The organism is Segatella sp. (assembly GCF_977051555.1).
This window is the reverse complement of record NZ_CDRSSE010000010.1, coordinates 1-25,576: the sequence shown is the minus strand read 5'-3', so window position 1 is coordinate 25,576 and position 25,576 is coordinate 1. Positions and strand designations below refer to the sequence as shown.

Genomic DNA, 25,576 nt, shown 5'->3' with positions numbered 1-25,576 from the left:
TAGGTGCAGTAAATTTTCTGCAAAGATACTAAAAGTTTTCGAAATATGAACATTGAAGAGTTAAAATATCAGATATTACAGCAATTTGGCTTTCCGCCAACCCCAGAACAGGCTCAAGCGCTCGATGTTTTCGTGCAGTTTATGACGGATAGCAATCCTCATGCTGTCATGATTCTACGAGGTAGTGCGGGTACTGGTAAGACATCGCTTTCGGGTGCAATTGTCCGTACGCTCCGTGCCGTTCGTCAGAAGGTGATGCTCCTTGCCCCTACGGGTAGGGCGGCTAAGGTCTTCTCTCTGAACAGCGGGATGCCTGCCTATACCATTCATCGCCGCATTTATCGCGAAAAGGCGTTTGCCGGAGTGGATGGCCAGTTCAATCTCAATGATAATCTCTATACTGATACGCTTTTTATGGTGGATGAGGCTTCGATGATTGCCAATCTGGGATTGGGCGGAACTACCTTTGGCAGTGGCTGTCTGCTGGATGATCTGGTTCATTTTGTGTATCAGGGACATAACGACCGACTTTTGCTGATAGGCGATAAGGCACAGTTGCCTCCTGTTGGTGAGGAAGAATCACCAGCCCTTTCTGCTGCGATGCTTCAGGGATGTGGACTGTCGGTTTATGAGTGCGATTTGAACGAAGTGGTCCGTCAGAGTCAGCAGTCGGGCATTCTCTTTAATGCTACCCGCATCCGTCAGATGATTACCCACGATGATATTACCCAACTGCCTAAAATCCGTTTCTCCGGTTTCTCGGATATCAGAGAGATGCCGGGTGCAGAACTCATCGAGGCACTTGGCGACAGTTATCATCATGTAGGACTGGACGATACCATTGTGGTGACTCGTAGCAACAAGCGCGCCAATATCTTCAACCAGGGCATCCGCAACATGGTGCTTGATAGGGAAGAGGAACTGGAGAGTGGCGACATGCTGATGATAGTGAAGAACAATTATTATTGGATGGAGGAAGAAAGAAAGAAGATAAAGGAAAGTGAAGAACGAAAAGTTCAAAGTAACGAGATTCCTGCTTTCTTGGCGAATGGTGATAGGGCGAAGGTGATGAAGGTGAGCCGTCGCATCGACCTCTATGGTTTTCATTTTGCCACCCTTCTGTTGAAATTCCCCGATTATGACAATTATGAACTGGAGGCTACGGTATTATTGGACACTTTGATGAGTGAGGCTCCTGCTTTGACTCATGATCAGCAGGAGCAGCTTTTCCATAAGATAGAGGAAGATTATCAGGACATACCACTGAAGGCAGACCGTATGAAGGCAATCCGGCAAGACCCGTATTTCAATGCTCTGCAAGTGAAGTTTGCCTATGCCGTTACCTGTCATAAAGCGCAGGGTGGACAGTGGTCGCATGTCTATGTAGACCAGGGCTATATGACGGATGAGATGCTTACTCCCGATTATATTCACTGGCTCTATACTGCCTTTACACGAGCCACAGAAATGCTGTATCTGGTGAATTGGCCAAAGACGCAAATAGAAGGATGAAGATAACAAAAAGAGGGTGTGTCATAAGTCTGTGACGCACCCTCATCTTTATATAAATCTCTCTCTATTTCTAAAGTGATTCATATATATATTGTATATCGTAGTGTTCTATTCTTACTTGCTCAAGCTAACAGAATGGCTCATGTTAGTCATTTCTGGAATTGAGTTTACTACGTGTTTCAAGAACATGCCCATGCAAAGAACCATACCTGAAAACATAACTGCGGCGAAAGCCATTGTAAAAATAGTCATCATAATTATTAACCTTTTTAAAATTTATTATTTGTTATTCCTTAAATACGAGTGCAAAGTTAACACTTTTTTATCGAATAACGGCGTCTTTTGCCGAGAAATAGCATTGCAATATGTTTTTCTTGATATGGGTCAACCACTTGTTTTTAGCCTTGAAAATGACATTTTGCTATCGGATATGCTGTTTTTGTGGCAATAATTTATATATATCATTTTCCTCGCTTTGTTATGTGTGTAACAAGATAGGTCTTCCTGTCAGATGATAAGAAAAGAGGGTGTGTCATAAGTCTGTGACACACCCTCTTTGTTGGTATGCTCGGCATGAGCTTATTCTAATGGGTGCAAGTCCCTAACAGGCCCTAATAGCGGGAATTGTATAGCCAATAGCAAGGGTGTCCATTGCGAGGTGGAATCTGAAAGAAGCTGTTTCCAAGTTTCTTTCTTCATAATTTTCTAGTTTTTTAGTGGTTAATAATGTTCTTGATTACAGGTGCAAAGGTACTACATTTTTCCTACACCACCAAAAATCACCTTGCAGAGTTATGTGAAATTCCATTAACATTTCTGCTATATTGTGTTAAAGAAAACAACTCATCGTTTTGCGGGTCATAACTCATAGCTTTGTGATGAGATAGTCATAGTTTTAGGGGCAATGAATGTAGGCATCTCGATACCGCTAAAAAATCGATTACAAATTACAATTTCAGTTATTACAGTTTTATTTTGACCCAATATCACGCTTTTAAAATGTAAGTATAGAAAAGTATATATAAATATATAATATATATATTTATATATAAATATTTGTAGTAACAGATTGTTACTACCTTCAAACCCTTATACCCCCCTCAGGAAAAAACTGTAATAACTGAAATTGTAATTACCGTAATACAAATAATCTTCAAAAATCCTTGGTTGTTTCAAAAACATTTCGTAGCTTTGTGGGCAGCATTGCTTAAGCATCCAGATGAAGCCTTGATGGATGACATCGGAGAAATGTGCTAGCTGTATATGATGATCACCTTACAGTCTTTAGGCTGTAAGGTGCCTAGTGCCCTCTTATTACTGAAATTATGTGGATATATTAAAAAGAAAAAGTCCGGCTCTCTTTCGAAAGTCGGACTCTTAAATTTTTGAGTTATTTTTGGGAAAAGTGGGTAGTGATGGATTCGAACCACCGAAGGCATAGCCAGCAGATTTACAGTCTGCCCCATTTGGCCACTCTGGTAACTACCCAAAAGCTTTATGTCTCAAAAGCGAGTGCAAAGGTAATGCTTTTATTTGATATTACCAAATTTTTTCGGCACTTTTTTCTCTTTTCCTTCAAAAAATGTTCATTTTCCCCTATAAAATAGGTTTTCCCCCTCTCTTTTACCTTTTTACTTTTTTACCCTTTTACCCTTTTACCTTTACCACATGTCTTCTGCGATGTTTCCTCGAAAGTCTTCTGTGCTTGTAATGCTCATACTTCTTGATGGCAACGAATACCGTGAGGGCAAGGACTACGGCCAGCAGGAAGATAACGATGCCGCCGCCCAGATTATCGCCCTTCACCTTCGACCACATATCCAATACCTCGGGAGTATGATCGCCGGCATCATGAATCATGGCACATCTGGCTACTACGCTGCTGTCTGGATACATGATAGGGTTGAGATAGGCATTTCTGCCTTCCTCGCCAAAGAAGTAGGCAAGATTTACAGGCTTGGGATAAGCCTCAGTATCACTCATGACCTCAAGTACCTTCTTGCCTGCCACGCTGCTCACATATCCCGTAGTCTCCATATTGGCGAGTGCCACGTCTTCCTGACAGAGATAGTTGATGAAATAGGCGGCAGCCTTCGGATTGCGAGAATATTTAGGGATTACCCAACCGTCGAACCATACATTGCTTCCTTCTTTCGGTACCTCATATCCCAGTTCTACACCCACTTTTCCGGCTTCTTCAATAGCCCAGACGGCATCACCGCTCCAGGTCATATTGAGATAGGCTTTGCCCTTGGTCATAGTCTCCTTGCCGAAGTCGGCTTCCCATCCTTCAATGTTTGGCTTCAGTGCCTTCAACTCTTTCTCTACAGTGGCTACTGCTGCGGGTGAATAGTCGTTCATCAGCTGTGGTACGGTCACCCTGCCTGTTTCCAGGTCTTTGCGATGTGCCCAGATGAGGGCGGTGCCATAGGAGTCGCGGTAGGAATCCTTCATCAGGAGTTTGCCCTGATATTTTCTGTTCCATAATGTTCCCCATGTCTCTGCATCTCTTATAGGTACGTGTACCTTATTATATAAGATGCCACAGGTTCCCCACATGTAAGGCACGGCATAATGGTGGGCGATGCGACCGTTGTTGGAGGTGGCATCTATCTGCTCAACAATGTATGGTGATACGTTGCTGATATAGTTGGGCGTCTTACCGAAGACGGTGTCTATAGGCAGGAGAAGGTCTTTGCGGAGCATACGCTCTATGATATACTCTGATGGGCATACCACATCGTAATCTTCATGACCTCGCTCTATCTTGGTAAGCATCACCTCATTGATGTCGAAGGTCTGGTAGATGACGCGAATCTTCTTGCCGGTCTGCTGTTCATACCATTTCGGGAAGTTGGCAAGAACGTCTTCATCTATGTAATCAGCCCAGTTGTAAACCTTCAGAATCTCCTCGCGGTTCTCTTTGTTGTAACAGGAAGAGAGCGGCAGAAGCATCAGCAGGGTCAGGAAAAGAAAAGCTATTGTCTTAACTCCTTTAACTCCTAATAATATCTTGTTCTTCATTCTCATTTCTTCTTATTTTTCTCAGAACGTTTGTTGATGATAATCAGCATCACCAGTACCAGTACGAAGATGATGGTACTCAGCGGACGAAGTTCTGGGGTCAGTCCTCCCTTTCTGGCATCGGCATAGATGAATGTGGAGAGGGTTTCCAGACCTTCGTTACCTATCGTGAAGATGGTGACGGCAAAGTCATCGATACTCATCGTAATGGCAAGCATGAAACCGGAAATCATACCCGGCAATATCTCTGGGATGATGACCTTGCGGAGTGCCTGCATCGGAGAGGCACCCAGGTCGAGTGCCGCCTCATAGAGGTTCGGATTCATCTGCTTCAGTCTTGGCATCACACTCAGGATAACGTATGGCAGACAGAAGGTGATATGCGAGAGTACCACGGTAGTATAGCCCTGCGGAATGCCCAGCGTGATGAAGAGCAGGAAGAGCGAGATACCGATGATGATGTCGCCGTTGAGTATCGGAATGTTGTTGACAAACTGGATGGCATTACGTGCATAGCGGTTGCGCAGGTTGTAGATGCCGATGGCTGTCAGGGTTCCGAAGAGCGTGGATACGGTTGCGGTAATCAGGGCGATGGTTACGGTATTGATCAGTGCCGCAGTGAGCGAATGGTGGGTTCCTTCTGCAAAGAGATTCTTGTAGAGCTGCAGCGAGAACCCCGTCCAGTTGCCCATCACCTTCGCTTCGGTAAACGAGAAGATGACGATGATGAAGATTGGGGAGTAGAGTAGCAGCAGGAGCAACCAGAGATAGCCCTGACAGAATACTTTCTTCATCATATCCTTACTGAATAATGACTGCATCATCTGATACCTCCTTCCTGTTTGCTTCCATCACCTGCGATGAGGGTAGATGCACCGATGAGGAAGAGCATGATGAGCGAGAGGGCTGCACCGTAGTTCCACATCGAATTGTTGATGTTCTCCTGGATGGTGGTACCGAAGAGCTTGATGTTGTTCATCGTCAGCAGTTCGGAGATAGCGAAGGTAGAGATGGTTGGCATGAATACCATCAGGATGCCACTCGCTACGCCCGGCATGGAGAGGGGCAGGATGACCTTGAAGAACTGCTGCCAAGGCGATGCTCCCAGGTCTTCGGCTGCCTCGATATAGCTGCGGTCCATCTTCTGCAGGGTGTTGTAGATAGGGTAAATCATGAATGGGATGAAGTTGTAGACCATACCGAACAGGAGGGCGCCTTCGCCCAGTGGAAGGTCGGCAAAATCGAAGAGGGCCACGGTGGCAAGTGTGCGCACCAGGATGTTTACCCACATCGGCAGGATGAAGAGCATGACGATGGTGTTGGCATACTTCATCTTGGTTTGTGTCAGAATATAGGCTGCCGGATAGCCCAGCAGAATGCAGAGCAGGGTATTGAGAAAGGCGATGCCTATCGAATACACAAAGGTGTTGATGGCTTCGGGGTGTGCCAGGAACTTCTGGAAGTTGTAGAGCGTCAGGGCTCCGTTCTCATCGGTAAATGCGAATACTACGATGAGAAGCAATGGCAGTACCACAAATATCGCTGCAAAGATGGCGTAAGGTATCGACCAGCTTTGTCGCGAAGAGATAAACTTGATAATGTTCAATTTATAATTGATAATTAATAATTAATAATTTCCGTTTTTTCTTATTCCGACTCATTCAAACGAAATATTCTCCTGAGGAATGGTGATAGCCACATGGTCGCCCAAATCCCATACATCCTGTGTATCTACATAGAGCTTCTCGCCCCAGTCGGTATCGATGGTGAGATGATAGTGGTCGCCCTTGTAGAGAATGAAGCTGATGTCGCCTGTAAAGGTTCCTTCGCTCTCATTATCGAAGAGTTCTATCTTGTTGAAAGGCACGTTCACCCGGATGGTTTGGTTTCCGTTTTCATCGGTCTGGATCTTGTCCTTCATTTCTGCCGGAATCTCCATCTGGTATTCACAGCCCAGGAATTCTATCGTTCCGTCGCCGTTTACCTTTGCATCGAAGGTGTTGGTGATGCGCTCCTTCTTCATGATGTGGATATTGTCGGGTATCACGCTCATTCCTATCGTCTGACCTACCTCGAAATGCTTGTAGTTCTGGATGAGGAATTCGTTGCCCTTCTCGGTTTCTGCCAGCATCTCGTAGTGTACTCCCTTGAAGATGGAAGAGGTTATCTTGCCTACAAACTGGGCATGGTCGGTATCGGTGGAAATTTCGATATCTTCAGGACGTATCACGACATCCACTTCCTGGTTGCAGCCGAAGCCCTTGTCTACACAAGGCAGTTCGGTACCTGCCACATTCACCAGACAGTCGTGGACCATCGTTCCGCAGAGGATATTACTCTCACCGATAAAGTCAGCAACGAAAGCATTGGCTGGTTCGTTGTAGATATCAGTAGGTGTACCTATCTGCTGTATCTCTCCCTCGCTCATCACCACGATGGTATTGCTCAGGGTGAGGGCTTCTTCCTGGTCGTGGGTAACGTATACGAAGGTAATGCCCAGGCGCTCGTGCATCTGCTTCAACTCCAGCTGCATGTCTTTACGCATCTTGAGGTCGAGTGCTGCAAGCGGTTCATCCAGGAGAAGAACTTCCGGTTCGTTGACGATGGCACGGGCGATGGCGATACGCTGCTGCTGACCGCCCGAAAGCGAGTTGACATCACGGTATTCATAGTCGCTCATGTTCACCATCTTCAGGGCACGTTTCACCTTCGGCAAAATCTCTTCCTTCGGTGTGTTCTTGAGTTTCAGACCGAAGGCGATATTGTCGTAAACGTTGAGATGAGGGAACAGGGCGTATTTCTGGAATACCGTGTTCACATTTCGCTTGTAAGGAGGAAGGTTAGTAATATCGTTGCCGGCGATGGTGATGATGCCTTCGCTGGCGGTTTCAAAACCTGCCAAAAGTCTCAATAATGTCGTTTTTCCGCATCCCGAAGGACCCAGAATGGTCATAAATTCGCCCTTTCTTACATATAGATTGATGTTGTTGAGGGCCGTTTTCTCGCCAAATCTTTTCGACACATTCTTGATATCTATGATATGTTGTGCTGTCTTGTTCATTTTTGTTGTAAATTTGCGTGCAAAGTTACGCATTTTTCGATAAATATTGAAAGAAACAAAGAAAAAGTTGTATCTTTGCAAACGTTTTGTAGTATCTGATATACAGAACTGAATAATTATTGAATAAATATACATACATGAATGTTACAATAGAATGGATGGAGGAGTGGTTCAGACGGTTCGACCAGGAATATTTCGGGGGAAAGCTGCCTGTTCCTGAACTCGGACTTACTCATGCCAAGACTCGTTTGGGGCAACTTGCCTATAAGCGGGCCTCCAGATGGGGACGCACCAAACTCTACGATTTCAAACTCTCCATGTCTACTTATTATGATATGACCGACAAGCAGGCTAAGAGTGTCTTGCTCCACGAGATGATACATTATATCATCGGTTATACTGGACTGAAAGATACCTCGGCACATGGTGTCGTGTTCAAGGGACTGATGGATAAACTCAACAGCCAGTATGGCTGGGATATCAGAGTATCGACATCCACCAAGGGCTGGAAGGTAAGCGAAACCGTAAAAAGCAGGAAAGAGAAGAAGGGACCGCAGATCTATCTGATGCTTGCCATCAAGATGAATGATGGAAGACATTATCTCTCGAGAGTGAATCCGAGTTTTGCCCGTCGCATCGATAATCAGCTGAAGACGGTCAGGGAAGTGGTTTCCCATCAGTGGTATACTACGATGGAGAACTATTTCGAAGACTATCCGCAGGTGCGCAGTTTGAGAGGAAGGCGCATCTCGAAGGCCGATTTCGGAAAGTTGCTCAATGTGCTCACTCCCTTTCAGCTGTAATGTCGGGCGAATGTATAAGAGAAAGAATAACCAAAACTCATTATTGATATAAAATGAAAGAAACCTGGAAAATGATAGCCCTGCTGGCGATAGCCATTGGAGGACTGCTGGCTTATGCCTTCATTCCAGAGCAAGTGGCTGAAAACATTCCGCTGAAACAGATTGCAATGGATGCGCTGACCGGTAAGAGTGAGGCAGAGCTTGCTGAAGAGGAAAAGGCTGACAGCATGATAAAGGAACCCGTGGATACGGCGGCGCAGCGAGTGCTGATCTTCGGTGACTCGATGTCGGAATATCTTGGTCTGCGACTGGCTGACTATGCCAACAAGAACGGTCACAAACTCACCTGTATTACCTGGGTGAGTTCGGGCACCAGAAACTGGGCTGCTACCGATATCTTGCAGCATTATATCCAACGTATCAAACCTACCCATGTCTTTGTATGTCTGGGCAGCAACGAACTGTATACGGCTGATATGAAGGGATGTGAAAAACGCATCCGTGCCATCCTGAGCAAGATTGGTAATATACCGACGATATGGATCGGTCCGCCAAACTGGTGTGAGGATAAGGGGTACAACAAACTTCTGCGTGAGATTATGGGACCACGAGGCTATTATCCTAGCTATAAACTCACCTTCGAACGCCAGAAAGACGGTCGCCACCCAACCATGGCTTCATCTGCCATGTGGATGGATAAGATTGTTGAGTGGATGAATAGCGGACATTGTGTGCATCCGTTCCGATTGGAAATGCCGGATAAGCGTGACCGCAGATACAGACAGATAACCATCTTGCCTCCTGGAACAAAACACAGGGCTGACAGTACGGCTGTAAAGAAGGATTCTCTTTCTCTGCCTGTTGAAGGAACTTTGCCTGAGACCACAGAAAGTCCTGCTGCAACCAAGAAACCTGAAACTGCAGGAAAAGCGGCTCCGGCTGCTGCTGACAAGACAGTTCCATCGGTAAAACATGTAAACCATAAAGACTCCATATAAGGAAGAGTTCTATAAATAATATCTTCAGAAAAGACAAATGAATTATTCAACATTCGAAATAAGTGCCTTGTGGCATTGGATAGAGCGGCTGTTTGTTTATCAGGCAGATTCTCCGCTGATGATGGGCAGCATTCCGTTTGCGCTGCTCTTCATCTTCTTTCTTGCCATTTATACCCTGCTCAAGAGCTATTCGCGCACAGCCATGATGATGTATGTCATCTGCTTCAGCCTTTTCTTTGCCTATAAGGTGAACGGAATGGTGATGTGGATGCTGCCGCTTACGGCTTGCATCAATTATGCCGTAACCCAGGAAATGAGATTGCATGAGGGAAAGGCACGCAAGGCGCTGCTCACCTTCGTGGTGCTTGTAGACCTGGCTCTGCTGTGCTATTTCAAATATACCAATTTCATCATTGGCGATGTAGTCAACGAGATGTTCAGCACCAACTTCTCACTGCAGTCTATCGCTCTGCCTGTTGGTATCTCGTTCTATACCTTCCAGGCTATCAGCTATGCGGTAGATACCTATAAGCGCAAGTTTGACATGGAGGTAACGCTCCTGGAGTATTGCTTCTATCTTACCTTCTTTCCGCTGCTGATGGCGGGTCCTATCACCCGTGCCGCCAACTTGATTCCCAGACTGAAACGAAACGAGCAGGCTTCCAGCAGAATGCTGTGGACGGGACTCTTCCTCATCATGCTGGGACTGGTCAAGAAGAATATGCTGAGCGATTATATAGCACAGTTCAACAACTGGGTGTTTGATGCACCGCAAACCTTCTCGGGTTTCGAGAATCTGGCAGCGCTCGTCGGCTATCCTGTCCAGATCTTCCTCGATTTCTCGGGATACAGCGATATGAGTATCGGTGTGGCAGCCATCTTGGGCTTCTATCTGCCCGATAACTTCTATTTCCCTTACCGCTCGCTCTCGGTTACCGAGTTCTGGCGTCGCTGGCACATCTCGCTTTCCTTCTGGTTCCGCGATTATGTGTATATTCCGCTGGGTGGAAACCGGAAGGGAAAGGTGCGCATGTATTTCAACAACTTCCTCACCATGCTGGTGGCAGGCTTATGGCATGGCTCTTCCTGGATGTTCGTCATCTGGGGTGCTCTTCATGGTTTCGGACTTGTGGTGCATAAGTTCTTCAGCCGTCAGTTGGGCATTAGCATTCCCCGTACGCTGGTGGGCAATTCCCTCAGCTGGCTCATCACCTATTTATATATATGCTTTGCATGGTCGTTCTTCCGTGCCAAGGATTTGGGTGTGCTGGGGAAGATGTATGATAAGGTGGCAAATGATTTCAGCATCGATTATCTGGTGCCTTTCTTCCATGCCCGTCCTGCCTGGACGCTTTGCATCATCGGTGTCATGCTGAGTTATCTCTTTACCGAGCGTCAGTATCACCGTCTTCAGGCGCGGTTCATCCTTCTGCCTTGGGTGGCTAAACTGCTGCTCTTCATCATCTGTCTGCAGATGGTGGTGGAGGTTTCCCAGGAGAGTGTGCAACCATTCATCTATTATCAGTTCTAGTTTCGAGGGTTCATTTAAATCCCGAAAAGAACCGATGATAAGGCTTCTCAATACATTTGCCGTCATCGTTTCGAAAGGGAAGGCGATGACGGCTGTTCCTTTTAAAAACAACGTGTATAATTACGATGTTTTTCGGAAAATCTGTCCTGCTCATCTGATAAATACGCTAAAAGTTTGAGTTTCCGTTTGTTTTCTTTCTTTTTCTTTGGCGTTTTCTGAAAATATCCTTATATTTGCAGTGATTATCGCAAGATGTCAAGAGTAAGGACAATTAAAAGGTAAGATTGATGGCAACAAAAAGATACCCACTTGGAATACAGACTTTTTCTGAAATTGTGAAGGGAAACTATTTCTATGCTGATAAGACAGACATCGTTTATCGGTTGGCTCACTATGCCAAGTTCCATTTTCTGAGTCGTCCACGACGATTCGGAAAGTCTTTATTTGTATCTACCCTCCAGGCTTACTTTGAGGGTAAAAAAGACTTATTCACAGGACTCGCTATCGAAAACTTGGAAAAGGAATGGATAGAATATCCTGTGATTCATTTTGATATGAGCCAAAGCAAATACTTTGATGTCGGTATGCTCAAAAGAGCATTGAATACTTTGCTGGCTCCTTATGAGGAATTGTATGGTTTGAAAACGAATACGGAAGAATCGAATAGTAACAGGTTGACTCATATCATTGAACAAGCAGTTCGTCAGACAGGTAAACAAGTAGTTGTTCTTATTGATGAATATGATGCCCCTATGCATGATTCTATGGGAAACGATGAGTTGCAAAAAAATATTCGCAATATTATGCGCGATTTCTTTAGTCCGCTCAAAAAACTGGAGAGCAACTTGCGTTTCGTCCTTATTACGGGTGTTTCTAAGTTCAGTCAACTGAGTATTTTTAGCGAGTTGAACAACTTGAAAATTATTAGCATGAAGGATGAATTTAGCGACATCTGTGGAATCACCAAAGAGCAGTTGCTTACTGATTTTAAGGAGGGTATCGAGGAGATGGCTGAGCATAATGGCTTGAATTTCGAAGAAACCGTGGAACAGCTCAAGGAACATTACGATGGTTATCATTTCAGCCCTAACAGTCCCGATATCTTCAATCCTTATAGCATAATCAATGCATTGGACGACAAGGACTTTAATAGTTATTGGTTCTCGTCGGGTACACCTACATTCTTGATAGAGTTGTTGCAGAATAATGGTGTGGATATGTTGCGCCTCAACAAACTTTGGGTGAAGGACAGTCGGTTTGATGCGCCTACAGATAAAATAACAGATCCGATACCTGTGCTCTATCAGAGCGGTTATCTCACCATCAAGGAGTATGACAAGCACCGTCGTCTTTATCGACTCAGTTTCCCGAACGAGGAGGTAAGACAGGGCTTCTCTGAAAGTTTGGTGAATTTATAGATTAATATATATATGAAGTAACAGACAAAACAGAAAAATTGTATGAAGAAAGTATTATTCTTTATGCTCCTGATGACGGCTGTCATCGGTAGAGCACAGACATCGCTCGACCAGGCTGGAGCATTGAAACCTGCTCAGATGCAGACTGCTCTCAAGAAGGTGTATAATGAAAGCATCGATCCGATGGCTCAGATTGATGAGGCTTTGGCTAAAGCCAAGAAGAATGGCAAGTTTGTTATCTGTCAGGTAGGCGGTAACTGGTGCCCATGGTGCTTGAAGTTTGCTGATTTTGTAGAGAAGAATGCTGCGGTCAACAAGATGGTGAATGATCATTTCGAGTATATTCATGTGAACTATAACCGCAGAAAATCTGCCGGTGATGCAGCTGTAAAGAAGGCTGAGCAGCTGATGAAACGCCTGAACAATCCTCAGCGTTTCGGCTTCCCGGTCTTTGTGGTTCTCGATGAAACAGGAAAGGTTCTCCATATCCAGGATTCCAGTTTCCTGGAAGAAGGTAAGGGATATAATGAAGAAAAAGTGCTCAGATTCCTGAAGAGCTGGACTCCTCAGGCAGTAAAAGGATAAAAAAAGGTGTGTCATTAACTTATGGCACACCCTCTTTCTTATTTGTAGAAATATTTATTTGACAGCTACCTTTCTGCCGTCTACGATATAGATACCTGGACGCAGGTTAACCTGGGCAGGAATATTGGCTGAAACGGATACCTTGGTGATAAACTGGCCGCCGATACTGTAAACAGGAATCAACTTGGATTCTGACGAAACAATCGTGAGTACACCTGCAGCAGTACTGATGCGGATGTTGTTCTGGGCGGTTACCTGACTGATGCCTGTACTCTCGCCGGCACCAATCTGACCAACCTTAAACTTCACTCCGTCCAATAAGATTTCACCATCACGGTCGGTTACCCAAACATACATTTCATTTGCTGTCTGCTTTAATGTAATGGTGCGGGTTGTAGACTCACCTGCCGGTACACACATATATTCCTCAGCGCTGCTTGAGCCTTCTTTAAAGGTAGGCTTTGTGCTGGTTTTGCTGGTGTAAACGTTTATCAGACCGAGATATTCGCGCTTGCTGTCATTCCTGATGGTAATATCAAACGAATTGTCCATTTTAAGCCGGATTGCCTCGTTGCTCTTTAAGTCTGCCGAAAGCTTGTTGCCATTCAGCGTAAGCGATGTGGAAGTAGCTTCCAGTTCGAACGGAACAACGTTCTCCATATAGGCACATACATCCCAGTTCTTACCATTATCAGTACTGTAGATTTCGTAAAGAACGGTGGTGCCGACAGGGAAGGCATAGTTGAGGTTGAAATTAATATAGTTGACTTCATATCCTTCCTCTGGATCCATCGCATTCATGGTTATTTTCTCGCTCTGCGTGATTGGCTTATACGATCCGTCATCATTTCTGATACCAAGAGCAGCTAAGCCTTCGAATTTATTATAGGTAGGATTGGAAAACACGGGTGTAACCGTTAACGAGAATTTCTCTGATGCATTCTTGCGCTCGCCCTTGGTGATGTTACATTTTCTGTAATCTTCATAGGCATCAGCGTAAAGAGAATGATCTTTTACCAGCGGCTCATCCTTGATTCCGTTATCCGGCGCAATACCGATGATGATAGAGCAGTCGCGGTTATATCCGTTAGCCGATTCTCCGGCACCTGTTCCACGGACAGAAGGGTCGAGGAGGGTGATGTCGAAATAACCGTCGCTGTCGCCTGACCAACCCCAGTTGATGTGATAGAGACCTTCTCCATCAGAACCATCGCATACAAACTGGTGGCCACTATCATCAGAAGAAGCACCGCCATAGAGGATAGGACGCTTAGCCTCTAACTCACGGTCGAGAATCTCCTTCCATTCTGCCAGCGTATAGAATGAGCGGTAAACCTCCTGCAAGAGGTCGGCATCATATCCGAAATAGGTTGACATATCTTCAGGGAGTACCCATGCACCCGAAGAATCTCCGTAATCCATCCGTACTGCCGCTCCGCAATGGAACATCAGTTTGGCTACTGCATTGGCTTGAGTGGTATTATATTCCCCTTGTGTGTAGGTCGGGAGCATATTGTCCCAATCATATTTCTCACCCTTACTGATGGCTTTTACCTTGAGCTTATTGGTTGTGGTGGTATAAGCAGGAATGGTAGCCTTCAGTTCTTTAGGATACTGATAATACATCATCACCTGTGCCATAGCTGTAGCTACGCATCCTGTAGCACTCACCTTAGAACCTCTATATTTAGGACACATCTTATTATAAGGTGTCAGCTGGTTCCAGGCAATATCTCCCAAGAGCGGCGCTATCTTTGATTGCTGATAACGGCCATCAGCCTTCAGCGCTCTCTGCTCAGCCAGAATCTTTCTGGCTTTTGTATCACCCTGGGTGAAGGCTGCAACAAACTTCTGATATGCTTTCAGAAATGCTGCACATCCTTCAGTCTTCATAAGATTCTCTGAGTTGCCATGAGCCGAATAGCCCACAATCTCCGGCAGTTCATCATCACCCGAAACGATAGTGAATCCCTTGTCGGCTCCGTTGTCAAAAACATAATAGCTGGTAGCGCTCTCTGAAGAACTGCTACCATTCAGCTGATATTGCTTTCTTGCCTTGCTTACCTGCTGCTGGTCCATTACGATGCCTTGCAGGGCAGCCTGGCGCTCGGCAATGACTTGCGCCTGTTGGAAACTGCGAGGTCCTGCCCATGCCAGAATCTGAAAAAGCGTAAGGCCTACTGTCAGTAGTGCCGTACGCTTTATCTTCAACTTCATAGAATGAAAGTTGCTCTGTTTCATATCGTAATTTTATATATTACAAACCTCTTGCTTTCAGGAATCCGGAAGCATCAGGCTTCTCCATACCTGTAAAGTCGGTAAACATTTCCATCTGGTCCTTGGTGTTGCCACGGCTCAGAATCTTATCGCGGAATGCCTGACCGACGGCAGGATCCAAGGCTCCATGCTTTGCAAAGTAGTCGGCGATGTTCACAGCCAGCACCTCTGTCCAGAGATAGCTGTAATAGCCTGCTGCATAACCGCCACCCCATACATGGTTGAAGTATGATGTGCTGTAGCGAGGAGGAATCTGGGTGTTGAGCAAACCGATGTTGTGGAGCTCTTCCTTCTCGAAGGCACCTGCCATATAAGGTGAAGGCACCTCTTCTTCGCTAATCTTGTGCCAGGCAAGGTCAAGACAAGTGGCAGCCAGATTCTCGCCCAGTGAATAGGCGGTCTGGAAACTGATGCTCTTCAGCATGCGCTCTTTCAGATCGGCTGGCATCGCTGCACCGGTCTCGGTATGACGGGCGTAATGGTCGAATATCTCAGGAATAGATGCAAACGATTCGTTAAACTGGGATGGCATCTCTACGAAATCGCGGGCAACGGCTGTTCCTGAAAGAGTATTGTACTTGCAGTCGGAAAGAATTCCGTGAAGCGCATGACCGAACTCATGGAACAGGGTAGTAACCTCATCCCATGTGATGAGAGATGGCTGCCCCTCTGGTGCCTTAGCGTTGTTGCATACATTATATATAATAGGCAACTGGCCGCGCTGCTTGCTCTGCTTGGCAAAGGCGCTCATCCATGCACCGCCACGCTTGGTAGGACGGCGGAAGTAATCGCTGTAGAAGAGGGCAATTGGCTTGCCGTTCTTATCGCTCACCTCGAATACCTTCATGTCTGGGTGATAGGTAGGAATATCCTTGCGCTGCTTGAAGTTCAGTCCGTAAACACGATGAGCGGCATAGAACACACCATTCACCTGTACGCTGTCGATGTTGAAGTATGGCTTAATCTCATCATCGGTAATGTTGAGCATCTCCTTCTTCATCTTCGCAGAATAATAGAAGCGGTCGTATGGCTGCAGTTTGAAGTCCTTGCCCTCAGTCTTCTGGGCATACGCTTCTATCGCCTTGGTCTCAGCATCAGCCTTAGGAGCATATTCCTTGATGAGCTGCTTCAGGAAATCATCCACATTCTTGCTGTTCTTAGCCATCGTCTTTTCGAGCGAATAGTCGGCATAGCTGGCATATCCCATCAGTTTGCCCTTCTCTGCACGCAACTTGGCAATCTCGGTTACGATAGGGAAGGTGTTGAAATCTGGGTTGGTTCCATCGGCACGGTGGATGCTTGCCATATACACCTTCTTGCGCAGTTCGCGGTTCTGGAGATTGGTGAGGATAGGCTGTTGGGTGGTGTTGATGATGACGATGCAGTAAGGCGCCTTGCCTCCGCGGCTCTCTGCATCTTTCTTGCATTGTGCAATGTCTGCATCGCTCAATCCAGCGAGCTCTTCCTTGCTGTTCACCCAAACTACGGCGTTGTTGGTAGCGGCAGGAAGAAGATTGCCCCACTCCTGCTGCAACTCTGAGATGCGGGAGTTGATCTGCTTCATGCGCTCCATCTTCTCGGCAGAAAGGAGGGCACCTGAACGTACAAAACTCTTATAGATAACCTCAGTAAGGCGCTTGTCTTCGCCCTTGAGTTTCTTATATTCATTATCGTAAACATACTTGATGCGCTCGAAGAGTTTCTTGTTGAACGAAATCTCATTATCGAGCTCGGTCAGCAATGGGGTAGCCTTCTTCTCGGTTTCGGCGATGCCCGGAGTCTTGTGGGCGCTGGTGAGACCAAAGAAGATGTTAGTCACTTTCTCGAGCAGCGCACCGCTCTCCTCATAAGCGAGGATGGTGTTCTGGAAGTTAGGCTTCTTCTTATTGTTTACTATCTTCTGGATGTTGGCACGCTGCTCCCTGATAGCCGCTTCGATGGCTGGCAGGTAGTCGCTCTCCTGAATCTTGCTGAAGTCAGGAGCACCGAATGGAAGACTGCTCTTTGTTAAAAGAGGATTCTGACGGTTACCGCCCGCAGTCTGTGCGAACGATGAGGCTGGCATCTGCAGGAGTGTTGCTGCCAGACCCAGGGTAAGGAAAGTCTTGTTAAGTTTCATCATGTTTCTTTGTTTTGTTTTGAAATCTTCTGCAAAGATAATCATTTATTTCGGATTATCGCATTTTTATTCATATTTCTTATGGAAAACCAGCAAGCAGATGGCTCCTGCCAATGCCATCGGCACACCGATAAGGGCAGGAAAGTTGTATCCCAATCCCATCGCAACAGGAATGCCACCCAGGAAAGCACCCACGGCATTGCCCAGGTTGAAGGCACCCTGAATGCAGCATCCGCCCAGCATTTCGCCACCCTTGGCGTGCTTCACGATGAGGAACTGCTCTGGCGAACCGATGCCGAAAAGACAGACGCAGCAGATGAACATCAGCACTACTGATATCCAGCCGAAAGAAGCGAGGAAGAAGGTGAGCAATAACGATGCAGCCGCCAGAAATTGGAGATAACAGGTAAAGCGGCCCGGCTTGAAACGGTCGGCAAGTAAGGCACTCACCTGGTTGCCTACTACCATTCCGCCGCCTGCAAGAATCATCAGCAGGGAGATGCTGGCTGCGCTGAATCCGCCTTCCATCTGAAGCAGAGGAGAGATATAGCTGAACCAGCAGAGAATGCCGCCATTGCCCAGGAAGGTGGCTGCGATGATGAGCCAGGGAGCCTTGTTGCGGAGAAAGTGGAACTGTGCCTTCATTCCCTTATTCGGCAACGCTGCCACGTCCGGAACCCATCTGTGAATCATATACATCGTCATGATACCGAGCAATATGCAGCTGACAAAAGGTACTCGCCAGCTGAACGCATGACTCAGGAAGGTGCCGATAGGTACGCCCACCAGATTGGCTACCGGCATTCCTGCGCACATCATTGCCACCGCCTTGGTTCCCTTTCCCTCCTTTGCCATCTTCACAGCCACGATGGTAGCCGTTCCGAAGTAGGCACCATGAGGCAAACCCTGAATGAATCGGGCGCAGAGCAACAGCCAGTAAGTTGGGGCTACGGATGCGATGATGGCTCCTATGGTGATGATGGAAGCCAGAAACATCAATATCTTCTTGGGACGATACTTGTGCATGAGTATCAGTGAGAAGGCTCCGGCGCAGACGCCCAGCGCATAGATGGAAATGAGGTGTCCTGCCTCAGGAATGGATACGTTCATGTTGTGGGCAACATCGGTAATGATGCCCTCGATGATAAACTCAGTCATGCCAAGGGTGAATGTACCCAAAGCGAGTGCAAATAGTCCTTTTTTCATTTGTTCTTATTGATGTCAATATTATCCTAAAAAAATAGTTTCTCTCTCATATTATGTCTTTGTGAGACAATAGTTTCAGAAATCTGTGTGCAAAGTTACTCATATTCCCTTTATCCTGCAAGTTTTCTCGCAGGAATATAGTAAAGATTAACAGAATGTGTGGGGCATTTTTTTCTCTGATTTAATGTCACTATTGCCACACTTCAAGATAACCATCTGATAACTATTGATTTAAGTTTGACAATAAGGGCTTTTTTTATTGTCACCTATTGTCACTTATTGCCACGCTAGGGCTAAAAACCGGGATTTTTCAGCGAAAAACGCTGGATTTTTAAAGCAAAACATGAGATTATTGGAGAAAAAGTAAGAGATTATCGGAGGAAAAATATAAAAAAGGAGAGAAAATCAGCAAAAAGAGATAAAAAAGTCTAGTTTTTCAGCATAAAATAACAGAGTGTGTCTACCTTTCCAGTTCATAAAGATAAAAAGTTTCAGGAAAGTCAACGTGAATTATAAATAAGTATTAACTGAGTCAACTCGTCTTACAAATAAAACTAAAAGTGGTCAACTAAAATCGTTAAACCACACAGGAAAAGTCAACGCAACGTTTTGCCCAACTTTGCCCAACGCCTTGGGTACTTATGCCCAAGGTAGTTGGGCATAAGTACCCATGCTCTCGGTTATCCGTACCCATCGTTTTGGTCATTCATACCCATGTTCATGGTCATCCGTACCCATGTTCATGGTCATCCGTGCTCATGTTCGCGGGCACTATTTCAGTACGTTTTGTGTGCCGGTAAATATAGGCGCCTTCATCCTTTCTATATACATGTTTTCCATTCTCAAGCCTTTGCTGTTCTATATAGATGTGCTTCCGTTTGTTCTCGAAAGTGGATTGGGGTGTTGATAGATATGGGAAGGGGTGCTGGAAGAACCGGCATAAGTTGTTGGAAGATATAGGATAAGTTGTTGGAAGATATAACATCTGTCGTTGGGAAATATACTATCGTGAACCGCACAACAGCTGTTGTGCGCTTGCATATCAGCTGTTGTGCGAATGTCCATCAGCTGTTGTGCGCTCGTCATCCACCTGTTGTGCGGTAAGTTTATATACAGAAATGCGTCTGCATTTTTTGTTTTATGTAGCGATTTTTTGGTCTTCCAATGAACTTCATATTGATATATTTTTGGAGCCTCTTTTTGGGGTGAATATTTCGAAACCGCTGTTTCGGGAAATGGCGGTTTCGAATGCAAAGATAATAAAAATGCTTGAATATCAGCTTGTTTGTTTGCTGATTTAAGTTTTTTTATTTGTTTTGATGTTTTGTGTATTTCCGAAACCGCGGTTTCGGATGCTGATTTTTATCTTCTTTTAAAGTTCTAAGAAAAATCAATTCTTTTGATCTTTTCTTTCCTCATTTCTTATTTTTTTTACTTTTTCCTTTTCTGTTTCGAAGTTTTGCAGTACTTTTGTATCGGAATAGGAAAGAAAGATAAATAAGATGAATAGACGAAAAATGAAAACTGGGTCAATGGTGATGTTGAAAGCATCATTTCTTGTGGTGGTATTTTCTATGGGAGTGCATGCTCCTGCCATCGCCCAGAACGGACAGAACAGGAAATCTCGAAAGAAGCTGAAGGAACTGCTGATGATGGCAGATAGCCTCCGACTCCAGTTGCGACAGTCTGCCGATAGGGGACGTATGCTCCAATGGGGCGACTCTCTTCTCATGGCAGAATTGGGTAAAAGCAAGATGAGTGAGAAGAAAAAGCAAAGGTTCATGAAGCATTATGCTAAGATTCAAAGACGATTGAGCCTATACGACCGCCAATTGTTCAGAGGAGATTCCCTGTTGGCTGCCAATTATTACAAGATAAAGTATGATACCACCTACATCTCCCGTCCTCATGCCCGATGGACCATCAAACTGAGAGGTAATCTTTCGGGAGCCGATTTGGAAACTACGGCGAAGATGGATGGAACGGAAACCCATACCAAGGTGATGGCCGACTGCCGTGGAACCCTCTCCGTGGCTGTGGCTTATCGTGGCTTGGGGCTTGGTTTGGCTGTGAACCCAGCCAAGCTGGCTGGCAAGAACCAGGACTTTGAGTTCAACCTCAACTCCTACAGCAACCGCTATGGCTTTGATGTGGTCTATCTCTCGTCCAAGACATTCCATGGTCATCAGAAAGTGGGTTCCAACGAGATAGATGTCCATAAGGGAGAAATCTCGCAGAAGGCTCTGAATCTCAATTTCTATTATGCCTTCAACTACCGCAAGTTCTCTTTTCCGGCAGCCTTCAGCCAGAGCTACATACAGAAGCGAAGCGCCGGAAGTTGGATGATAGGCGCCAGTTTTGATGGTTCCAAGACGAAGGTGAAGGGTATGACCATCCGCCTTAACGATTTTGCACTCGGTGCAGGCTATGGATATAACCTCGTTCCATCCTCTCATCTGCTGTTCCATCTGTCGGCCTTGCCAACCATTACGGTGTATTCGCATGACTATACCAAGATGAGGGCAGAAGTAGAGGAGGAGAGTAGTGATACAGAGGTTCCAACCGTTCGTAACAGCATGAAATATCATTACCCGTCTGCTATCATTACCGGTAGAGGTGCAGCCGTCTATTCTTGGCGCAACAAGTTTGCCGGTGCCACTGCGGTTTATAATTTCTCTGTAGCAGGAGATGAGGATCACCTGCAGGTGAAGAGAAACAAATGGCGAGTAAGAATGTTCTTCGGATTCCGGTTCTAGGAGCATAACTACTCATGCTTATGGAGTGCTGAGTAGTATCAGACCATATTTCAAGTTACTATCATGATGATTTTTCTGACATCGTTTTGGACGTATAAAGGTAGTCAAGTAGCCAAGTCTATTCTTTCAATTATCGTAAAACAGAAGAATTTTTTGGTAAACGGAATGATTTTCTGCAAAAAGTTTGGAAAAGAGCTAGATTTTTACTACATTTGCATTCATAAAAATTAGTTTTTGATTATGACAGCTAGAGACGATCGGGAAAGGGAAAAATCGATAAGAGAAACTGTTGGTAAGTTTTTCTTTGATTTGGCAAAAACTACTTTCACCGCAATGGTGATAGGTGGCTCTGTTGCCTTAATAACAGGAATGGAGGAGGCTTTGCCTTATGCTATCTTGTTAGGTGTTGGTGTTATTTCGACAGTTTTATTGGCTGTTATTGGGTACTATATTTTAAAACATAAATAATATGGAAGGATTAATTATAATTTTGGGCGGTGTCGCAGTTTGTGCAGCCTTGTTTTTGCTGTGGATGATGAAGACCAAAGCAGGACAGAAATGGGTGAAGGAGTTATAAAATCATGGATAGTAAATGCTTTAACGGGAAAGCATAGGTTGTTCTAAAGTTTTCAGAAAAAAGGGTTGCAATCCTCGGAAAGATGGATTGCAACCCTTTATGCCTTTTTATGCAATTATAATTTATAATATTTTCATCAATCAGCTATCCTATAAATAAGGAATAGAAAACTTCACTAGACAATATCCATCTCCGATGAGTCTGCAATAAAAAATGGCTGCCAGAAGGAAAGGTTTGAAGCCTGCTTTTTTTAACTTGTCAAAGCTAGTCTCGGCTCCCAGAACTGCCATTGCCATGGTCAGGAGGAAGGTGTCCAGTTGGTTGTTACGCAGTCGGCATAGAGTGTATTTTAATATCGTTATACAATTATTTCTGTTCCAACAGTTCCTCTTCTGTTTGGTAAGGCTCGTGATAACTATCAATCTTCCTTCAGATACCAGTCCTTGATATATCCGGAATAATGCTTGGCAAACTCCTCGGCTTGTCCGGGGGCGCAAGCCTTCACCTTCCTGGCAGGAATACCCGCCCAAATCTCATGTGCAGGAACCTTGGTACCATGGGTAACTACAGCACCTGCAGCAATGATGGCCCCTTCGCCGATATCAGCCTTATCCAGTACGGTGGCATTCATACCGATGAGGGCGCCTTTTCTAACTGTGGCTCCGTGAACGATGGCACCATGTCCCACCGATACATCATCCTCCAGAATGCAAGGCATCGTACCTGTTTGATGAATGCATGCGCAATCCTGCACATTCACTCTGTTTCCACATCTGATTGCATCCACATCAGAGCGCAAAACCGCACTATACCAGATGCTGCAGTCATCGCCAAGAATACAATCGCCGGTCAGCACGGCATTCTCAGCGATAAAACAATTCTTTCCCCATCGGGGAGTCTTTCCCTCTACAGTTTTTATAATAGCCATATTGAATATATATATTATAGTATGGCTGCAACTCTGCGAATCTGTTTGAGCTTTTCAACCAAAGCATTATCTTTCCGGGCAGTATGCATATTGTATTTCATCTGCAGTTTCAGGAGAGAATCGGCAGGAATATCCAATGCAGCCTCAAACATCAGAGCTGAAGTTGTGGTAACAGGACGTTTGCCATTCAGAATTTCGTTAAGTACGGAATATCCCATACCAATGCTTTCCGCAAATTTTCTCTGCGAAATGCCACGCTCTTCTAATTCATCTTTCAAGACCTCACCAGGGTGAGTTGGGTAAAAACCATCCAATGTCGTTTTCATAATCCTATATGTTTTGTTGGTTGCAAAAATAATGCAAACGAGCGCAATGAAAGCTTGCTTTCAAACTGCCGAGTGCAGCTTTTCTTATGCAAAAATAATGCAAACCGAACGCAGAACAACAAGCTTGCTTGATTGTTATGCTGAGGTGCAGCTTATTTTATGCAAAGGTAATACTGAATTATAAGTATTCGCTATTTTTGCGAATATTTTAGTCTTTTTTAAGGGATTGATCTTCCTTCTTCATCTTTTCTTCTCCTATGTCAGTTTTTGTCGCAACCGGATTGTACTTTTGCCGCAGAATAGACAATAACTCTATATTTAATAAGGTATGGATGCAGGAAGAAGGAGGGAGTGGGGGCTCTGAAATGTGAAATATAAGAGGAATCCATAAGATTTCTTGTTAAAAGTTTGGTGGTTCATCAGATTTTTACTAAATTTGCCATTGTATTAGTGACAGGGCAGGTGAAAGTCCTCGCTTGAAGTCGCTATGATGCAGAGAAACTGACAAATTAATCTAGAATGAGTATGAATGAATCCAAACAAGCATATTATGAAAAGCTAGTTTATAATGAGTTAATGACTCATGAATTAGTGAATTACGATAGAGTGCTGGCTAAAAGTGAAACACTTGAAGCTTTATCTGATAGGCAGAAAAATTGTACAGTCTCTGCTTACTCTGATTATAATGTGTTGAAGAAGGCTTTTATTGTAGTTATAGATTTGCTAAAGTTGGTAGAAGGAAATGATTGTGTTGTTATGGAAGGAGGAACTCGAAATCGTGTTTTTCATTATGTAGGAGAAGGGCCTGATCCTCTAGGCAACACCAATTATCGAATGATAAAGGATGTAAAGCGTTATTGGGAGTTTTGTCAAGATTCAGGTGGTTTTTTCCCTGAAGCTTGGCTAGATTATTTTTTTAAAGATACGTTGAACTTACAAAAATTGAAGGAACGTAAAAGAAAACCTCTGGTTTGTGTAGGTTTAGATCGTTCTTTAACACATTTAGAATATTTACCAAATTTATATGAAGCAATAAAGAAAAGGCAAGTTTTAAAAATTTCTTATGCGGAACGCTATGGTGATAGAACAGAGTTGATATTCCATCCTCATCTCTTGAAAGAGTATAATGGTAGATGGTTCATCTTGGGAGTGAATGAAGATGGTAATTATGGAAAGTATTCCGTAGACAGAATCTATAGTTATTGTATAGTTGATGGGGTGGATTATGTTCCAATAAAGGAAGGTGAATATAAGTATTGGAATCAAATAATAGGAGTTTCTCATCAAGAATGGACTGATGTGGTACATATAACGCTTAAAACGCATTCTCTTTATAAGCATGGATTGTTTGTCAGCAAGCGTTTTCATGAATCGCAACATGAAGTTTTAGCTTTTGGAAATCATGATGGCGAAGAATATGGAATGCTATCTATAGATATTGTACCAAATAAAGAATTTTATGGTCGTATGTTGCTGTATGGGGATGACATAGAGGTTGTTTCTCCTTCTGATGTGAGAGAGCAAGTTAAAAAGTGAATAGAGGCTTTGCGACAGCGATACTCAACATAAATGGACGAAATAGTAAGTTTATTAGTGCGGCACTAGTATAATAGAAAAAATGTTTGTTCATTATGGAAAATAGTCATATCTTTGCACTCGAAAGTGCATTCTAAGGTGGAATAAACTTTGAGTTTAGCTTTATCTTTTAGGTAATGTGCAATTTAGAACAAAAAAAAGAATGATTATGAAAAAGCAAAAAAGTAATAAAGGCTGGGATTTCCTCGACGCATGTACTTCTGAACAGTTGAACCTTTTAAAGGAAGTTCTTTTTATCGATGACAAAAAGAGAATCTCTATCGATTTGACTGATGGAGAATGGAAGCGAATGGAAAGAAAAGTCGGTAAGGCAGAAATAATAAAAGCTTTATCGGTGGATGGTAAGAATATAGATTATTATGTCTATTTGAAGCATGTTGCAGATATACTGAAAATCAGTAATATGCATAGCAATAGTTTCGTGGATTATGAGGATGCTATACTTCTTGCTTGCTTAAGGCAACTGGCATTAAAGAAACCTGTTTTTTTTAAAAATAATTATAATTTGGCAGCAAGCTCTGCTAAGGATGTTGTGGAAGAGTTGGAAGTTAGATTTACGACTTCGCCAGCTCTCAGAATATCTTTGCCTGTAGTTTTATCTGCTATCTATGCAGAATCTTTGTCCCTATCAAAAGCTTCAAAGAACGTGATAGATGATCGCTTGAAAGTCTTAGGGGTATTGTCTTCTTTTGGTACTTATAATATTGCATCTTTAGCTACTGTTTATACAATGTAAGTATCCGCTCAACGCCGTATTGCATATCTCAAAAAAATGTTGTACCTTTGCACGGCGGCATCATTTTTCTAATTTTGAGACAAGAATACGCAATTTAGCCCTCCATCAGCACAAGCTAATGGA

The 25,576-nt window shown here is 44.4% G+C and carries 18 protein-coding genes, 1 tRNA gene and 2 pseudogenes; 10 read left to right on the top strand and 11 right to left on the bottom strand.

What is annotated here, in order from left to right; all coding sequences use genetic code 11:
- The first annotated feature begins 45 nt into the window (after positions 1-45).
- Positions 46-1,512 carry an ATP-dependent DNA helicase gene (locus ACWJAO_RS04035; RefSeq protein WP_449139337.1) on the top strand — a complete coding sequence of 489 codons (1,467 nt, stop codon included), beginning with the start codon at positions 46-48 and terminating at the stop codon, positions 1,510-1,512.
- Positions 1,513-2,918: 1,406 nt separating this feature from the next.
- On the opposite strand, the gene ACWJAO_RS04030 is transcribed toward ACWJAO_RS04035, so the two are convergent.
- From ACWJAO_RS04030 to potA, 5 genes are all read right to left on the bottom strand, one after another.
- Positions 2,919-3,000 (bottom strand) — tRNA-Tyr (locus ACWJAO_RS04030).
- 159 nt (positions 3,001-3,159) lie between these two features.
- Complete coding sequence (locus ACWJAO_RS04025; protein WP_449139378.1) at positions 3,160-4,467, bottom strand: ABC transporter substrate-binding protein; 1,308 nt, start codon at positions 4,465-4,467, stop codon at positions 3,160-3,162.
- A 71-nt stretch (positions 4,468-4,538) separates the two neighbouring features.
- The gene (locus tag ACWJAO_RS04020; RefSeq protein WP_449139336.1) at positions 4,539-5,333 is read right to left on the bottom strand and encodes an ABC transporter permease; all 795 of its coding nucleotides are present in this window, start codon (positions 5,331-5,333) and stop codon (positions 4,539-4,541) included.
- A gap of 23 nt (positions 5,334-5,356) precedes the next feature.
- On the bottom strand, positions 5,357-6,142 hold the full coding sequence (locus tag ACWJAO_RS04015; protein WP_256624553.1) for an ABC transporter permease: 786 nt from the start codon (positions 6,140-6,142) through the stop codon (positions 5,357-5,359).
- 51 nt (positions 6,143-6,193) lie between these two features.
- On the bottom strand, positions 6,194-7,597 hold the full coding sequence (gene potA, locus ACWJAO_RS04010; RefSeq protein WP_449139335.1) for a polyamine ABC transporter ATP-binding protein: 1,404 nt from the start codon (positions 7,595-7,597) through the stop codon (positions 6,194-6,196).
- A gap of 137 nt (positions 7,598-7,734) precedes the next feature.
- On the opposite strand from potA, the gene ACWJAO_RS04005 reads away from it, so the two are divergent.
- From ACWJAO_RS04005 to ACWJAO_RS03985, 5 genes and pseudogenes are all read left to right on the top strand, one after another.
- A complete protein-coding gene (locus tag ACWJAO_RS04005; RefSeq protein ID WP_449139334.1) occupies positions 7,735-8,400 on the top strand; it encodes a SprT-like domain-containing protein in 666 nt (221 codons plus the stop codon).
- Positions 8,401-8,453: 53 nt separating this feature from the next.
- A complete protein-coding gene (locus tag ACWJAO_RS04000) occupies positions 8,454-9,398 on the top strand; it encodes a hypothetical protein (protein WP_449139333.1) in 945 nt (314 codons plus the stop codon).
- Positions 9,399-9,435: 37 nt separating this feature from the next.
- A pseudogene (locus ACWJAO_RS03995) lies at positions 9,436-10,572 on the top strand (MBOAT family O-acyltransferase); the annotation flags it as partial.
- A 644-nt stretch (positions 10,573-11,216) separates the two neighbouring features.
- Positions 11,217-12,347 carry an ATP-binding protein gene (locus ACWJAO_RS03990; RefSeq protein ID WP_449139332.1) on the top strand — a complete coding sequence of 377 codons (1,131 nt, stop codon included), beginning with the start codon at positions 11,217-11,219 and terminating at the stop codon, positions 12,345-12,347.
- A gap of 42 nt (positions 12,348-12,389) precedes the next feature.
- Complete coding sequence (locus tag ACWJAO_RS03985; protein ID WP_449139331.1) at positions 12,390-12,932, top strand: DUF255 domain-containing protein; 543 nt, start codon at positions 12,390-12,392, stop codon at positions 12,930-12,932.
- Positions 12,933-12,986: 54 nt separating this feature from the next.
- On the opposite strand, the gene ACWJAO_RS03980 is transcribed toward ACWJAO_RS03985, so the two are convergent.
- The 3 genes from ACWJAO_RS03980 to ACWJAO_RS03970 form a co-directional block, all read right to left on the bottom strand.
- A complete protein-coding gene (locus tag ACWJAO_RS03980) occupies positions 12,987-15,173 on the bottom strand; it encodes a C10 family peptidase (RefSeq protein WP_449139330.1) in 2,187 nt (728 codons plus the stop codon).
- A gap of 16 nt (positions 15,174-15,189) precedes the next feature.
- Positions 15,190-17,331: a M3 family metallopeptidase gene (locus tag ACWJAO_RS03975; protein WP_449139329.1), complete on the bottom strand. Its 2,142-nt coding sequence runs from the start codon at positions 17,329-17,331 to the stop codon at positions 15,190-15,192.
- Positions 17,332-17,394: 63 nt separating this feature from the next.
- Entirely contained in the window at positions 17,395-18,534 is a 1,140-nt protein-coding gene (locus ACWJAO_RS03970) for an MFS transporter (RefSeq protein ID WP_449139328.1), read from the bottom strand.
- 1,517 nt (positions 18,535-20,051) lie between these two features.
- On the opposite strand from ACWJAO_RS03970, the gene ACWJAO_RS03965 reads away from it, so the two are divergent.
- Both ACWJAO_RS03965 and ACWJAO_RS03960 read left to right on the top strand, forming a co-directional pair.
- Positions 20,052-21,290: a DUF4421 family protein gene (locus ACWJAO_RS03965; RefSeq protein WP_449139327.1), complete on the top strand. Its 1,239-nt coding sequence runs from the start codon at positions 20,052-20,054 to the stop codon at positions 21,288-21,290.
- A gap of 240 nt (positions 21,291-21,530) precedes the next feature.
- A complete protein-coding gene (locus ACWJAO_RS03960) occupies positions 21,531-21,758 on the top strand; it encodes a hypothetical protein (RefSeq protein WP_449139326.1) in 228 nt (75 codons plus the stop codon).
- Positions 21,759-22,016: 258 nt separating this feature from the next.
- Here ACWJAO_RS03960 and ACWJAO_RS03955 read toward each other — a convergent pair.
- The 3 genes and pseudogenes from ACWJAO_RS03955 to ACWJAO_RS03945 all read right to left on the bottom strand — a co-directional run.
- Positions 22,017-22,190, bottom strand: a pseudogene (locus ACWJAO_RS03955) (putative sulfate exporter family transporter); the annotation flags it as partial.
- A gap of 95 nt (positions 22,191-22,285) precedes the next feature.
- On the bottom strand, positions 22,286-22,795 hold the full coding sequence (locus ACWJAO_RS03950; protein ID WP_089544874.1) for a gamma carbonic anhydrase family protein: 510 nt from the start codon (positions 22,793-22,795) through the stop codon (positions 22,286-22,288).
- Between the two features lie 14 nt (positions 22,796-22,809).
- Entirely contained in the window at positions 22,810-23,121 is a 312-nt protein-coding gene (locus ACWJAO_RS03945; protein ID WP_449139325.1) for a HigA family addiction module antitoxin, read from the bottom strand.
- 525 nt (positions 23,122-23,646) lie between these two features.
- Between ACWJAO_RS03945 and ACWJAO_RS03940 the strand changes: the two genes are divergently transcribed.
- Together ACWJAO_RS03940 and ACWJAO_RS03935 are read left to right on the top strand one after the other, a co-directional pair.
- Positions 23,647-24,657 carry a helix-turn-helix transcriptional regulator gene (locus ACWJAO_RS03940; RefSeq protein ID WP_449139324.1) on the top strand — a complete coding sequence of 337 codons (1,011 nt, stop codon included), beginning with the start codon at positions 23,647-23,649 and terminating at the stop codon, positions 24,655-24,657.
- Between the two features lie 208 nt (positions 24,658-24,865).
- The gene (locus ACWJAO_RS03935) at positions 24,866-25,453 is read left to right on the top strand and encodes a hypothetical protein (protein WP_449139323.1); all 588 of its coding nucleotides are present in this window, start codon (positions 24,866-24,868) and stop codon (positions 25,451-25,453) included.
- Positions 25,454-25,576: the final 123 nt, after the last annotated feature.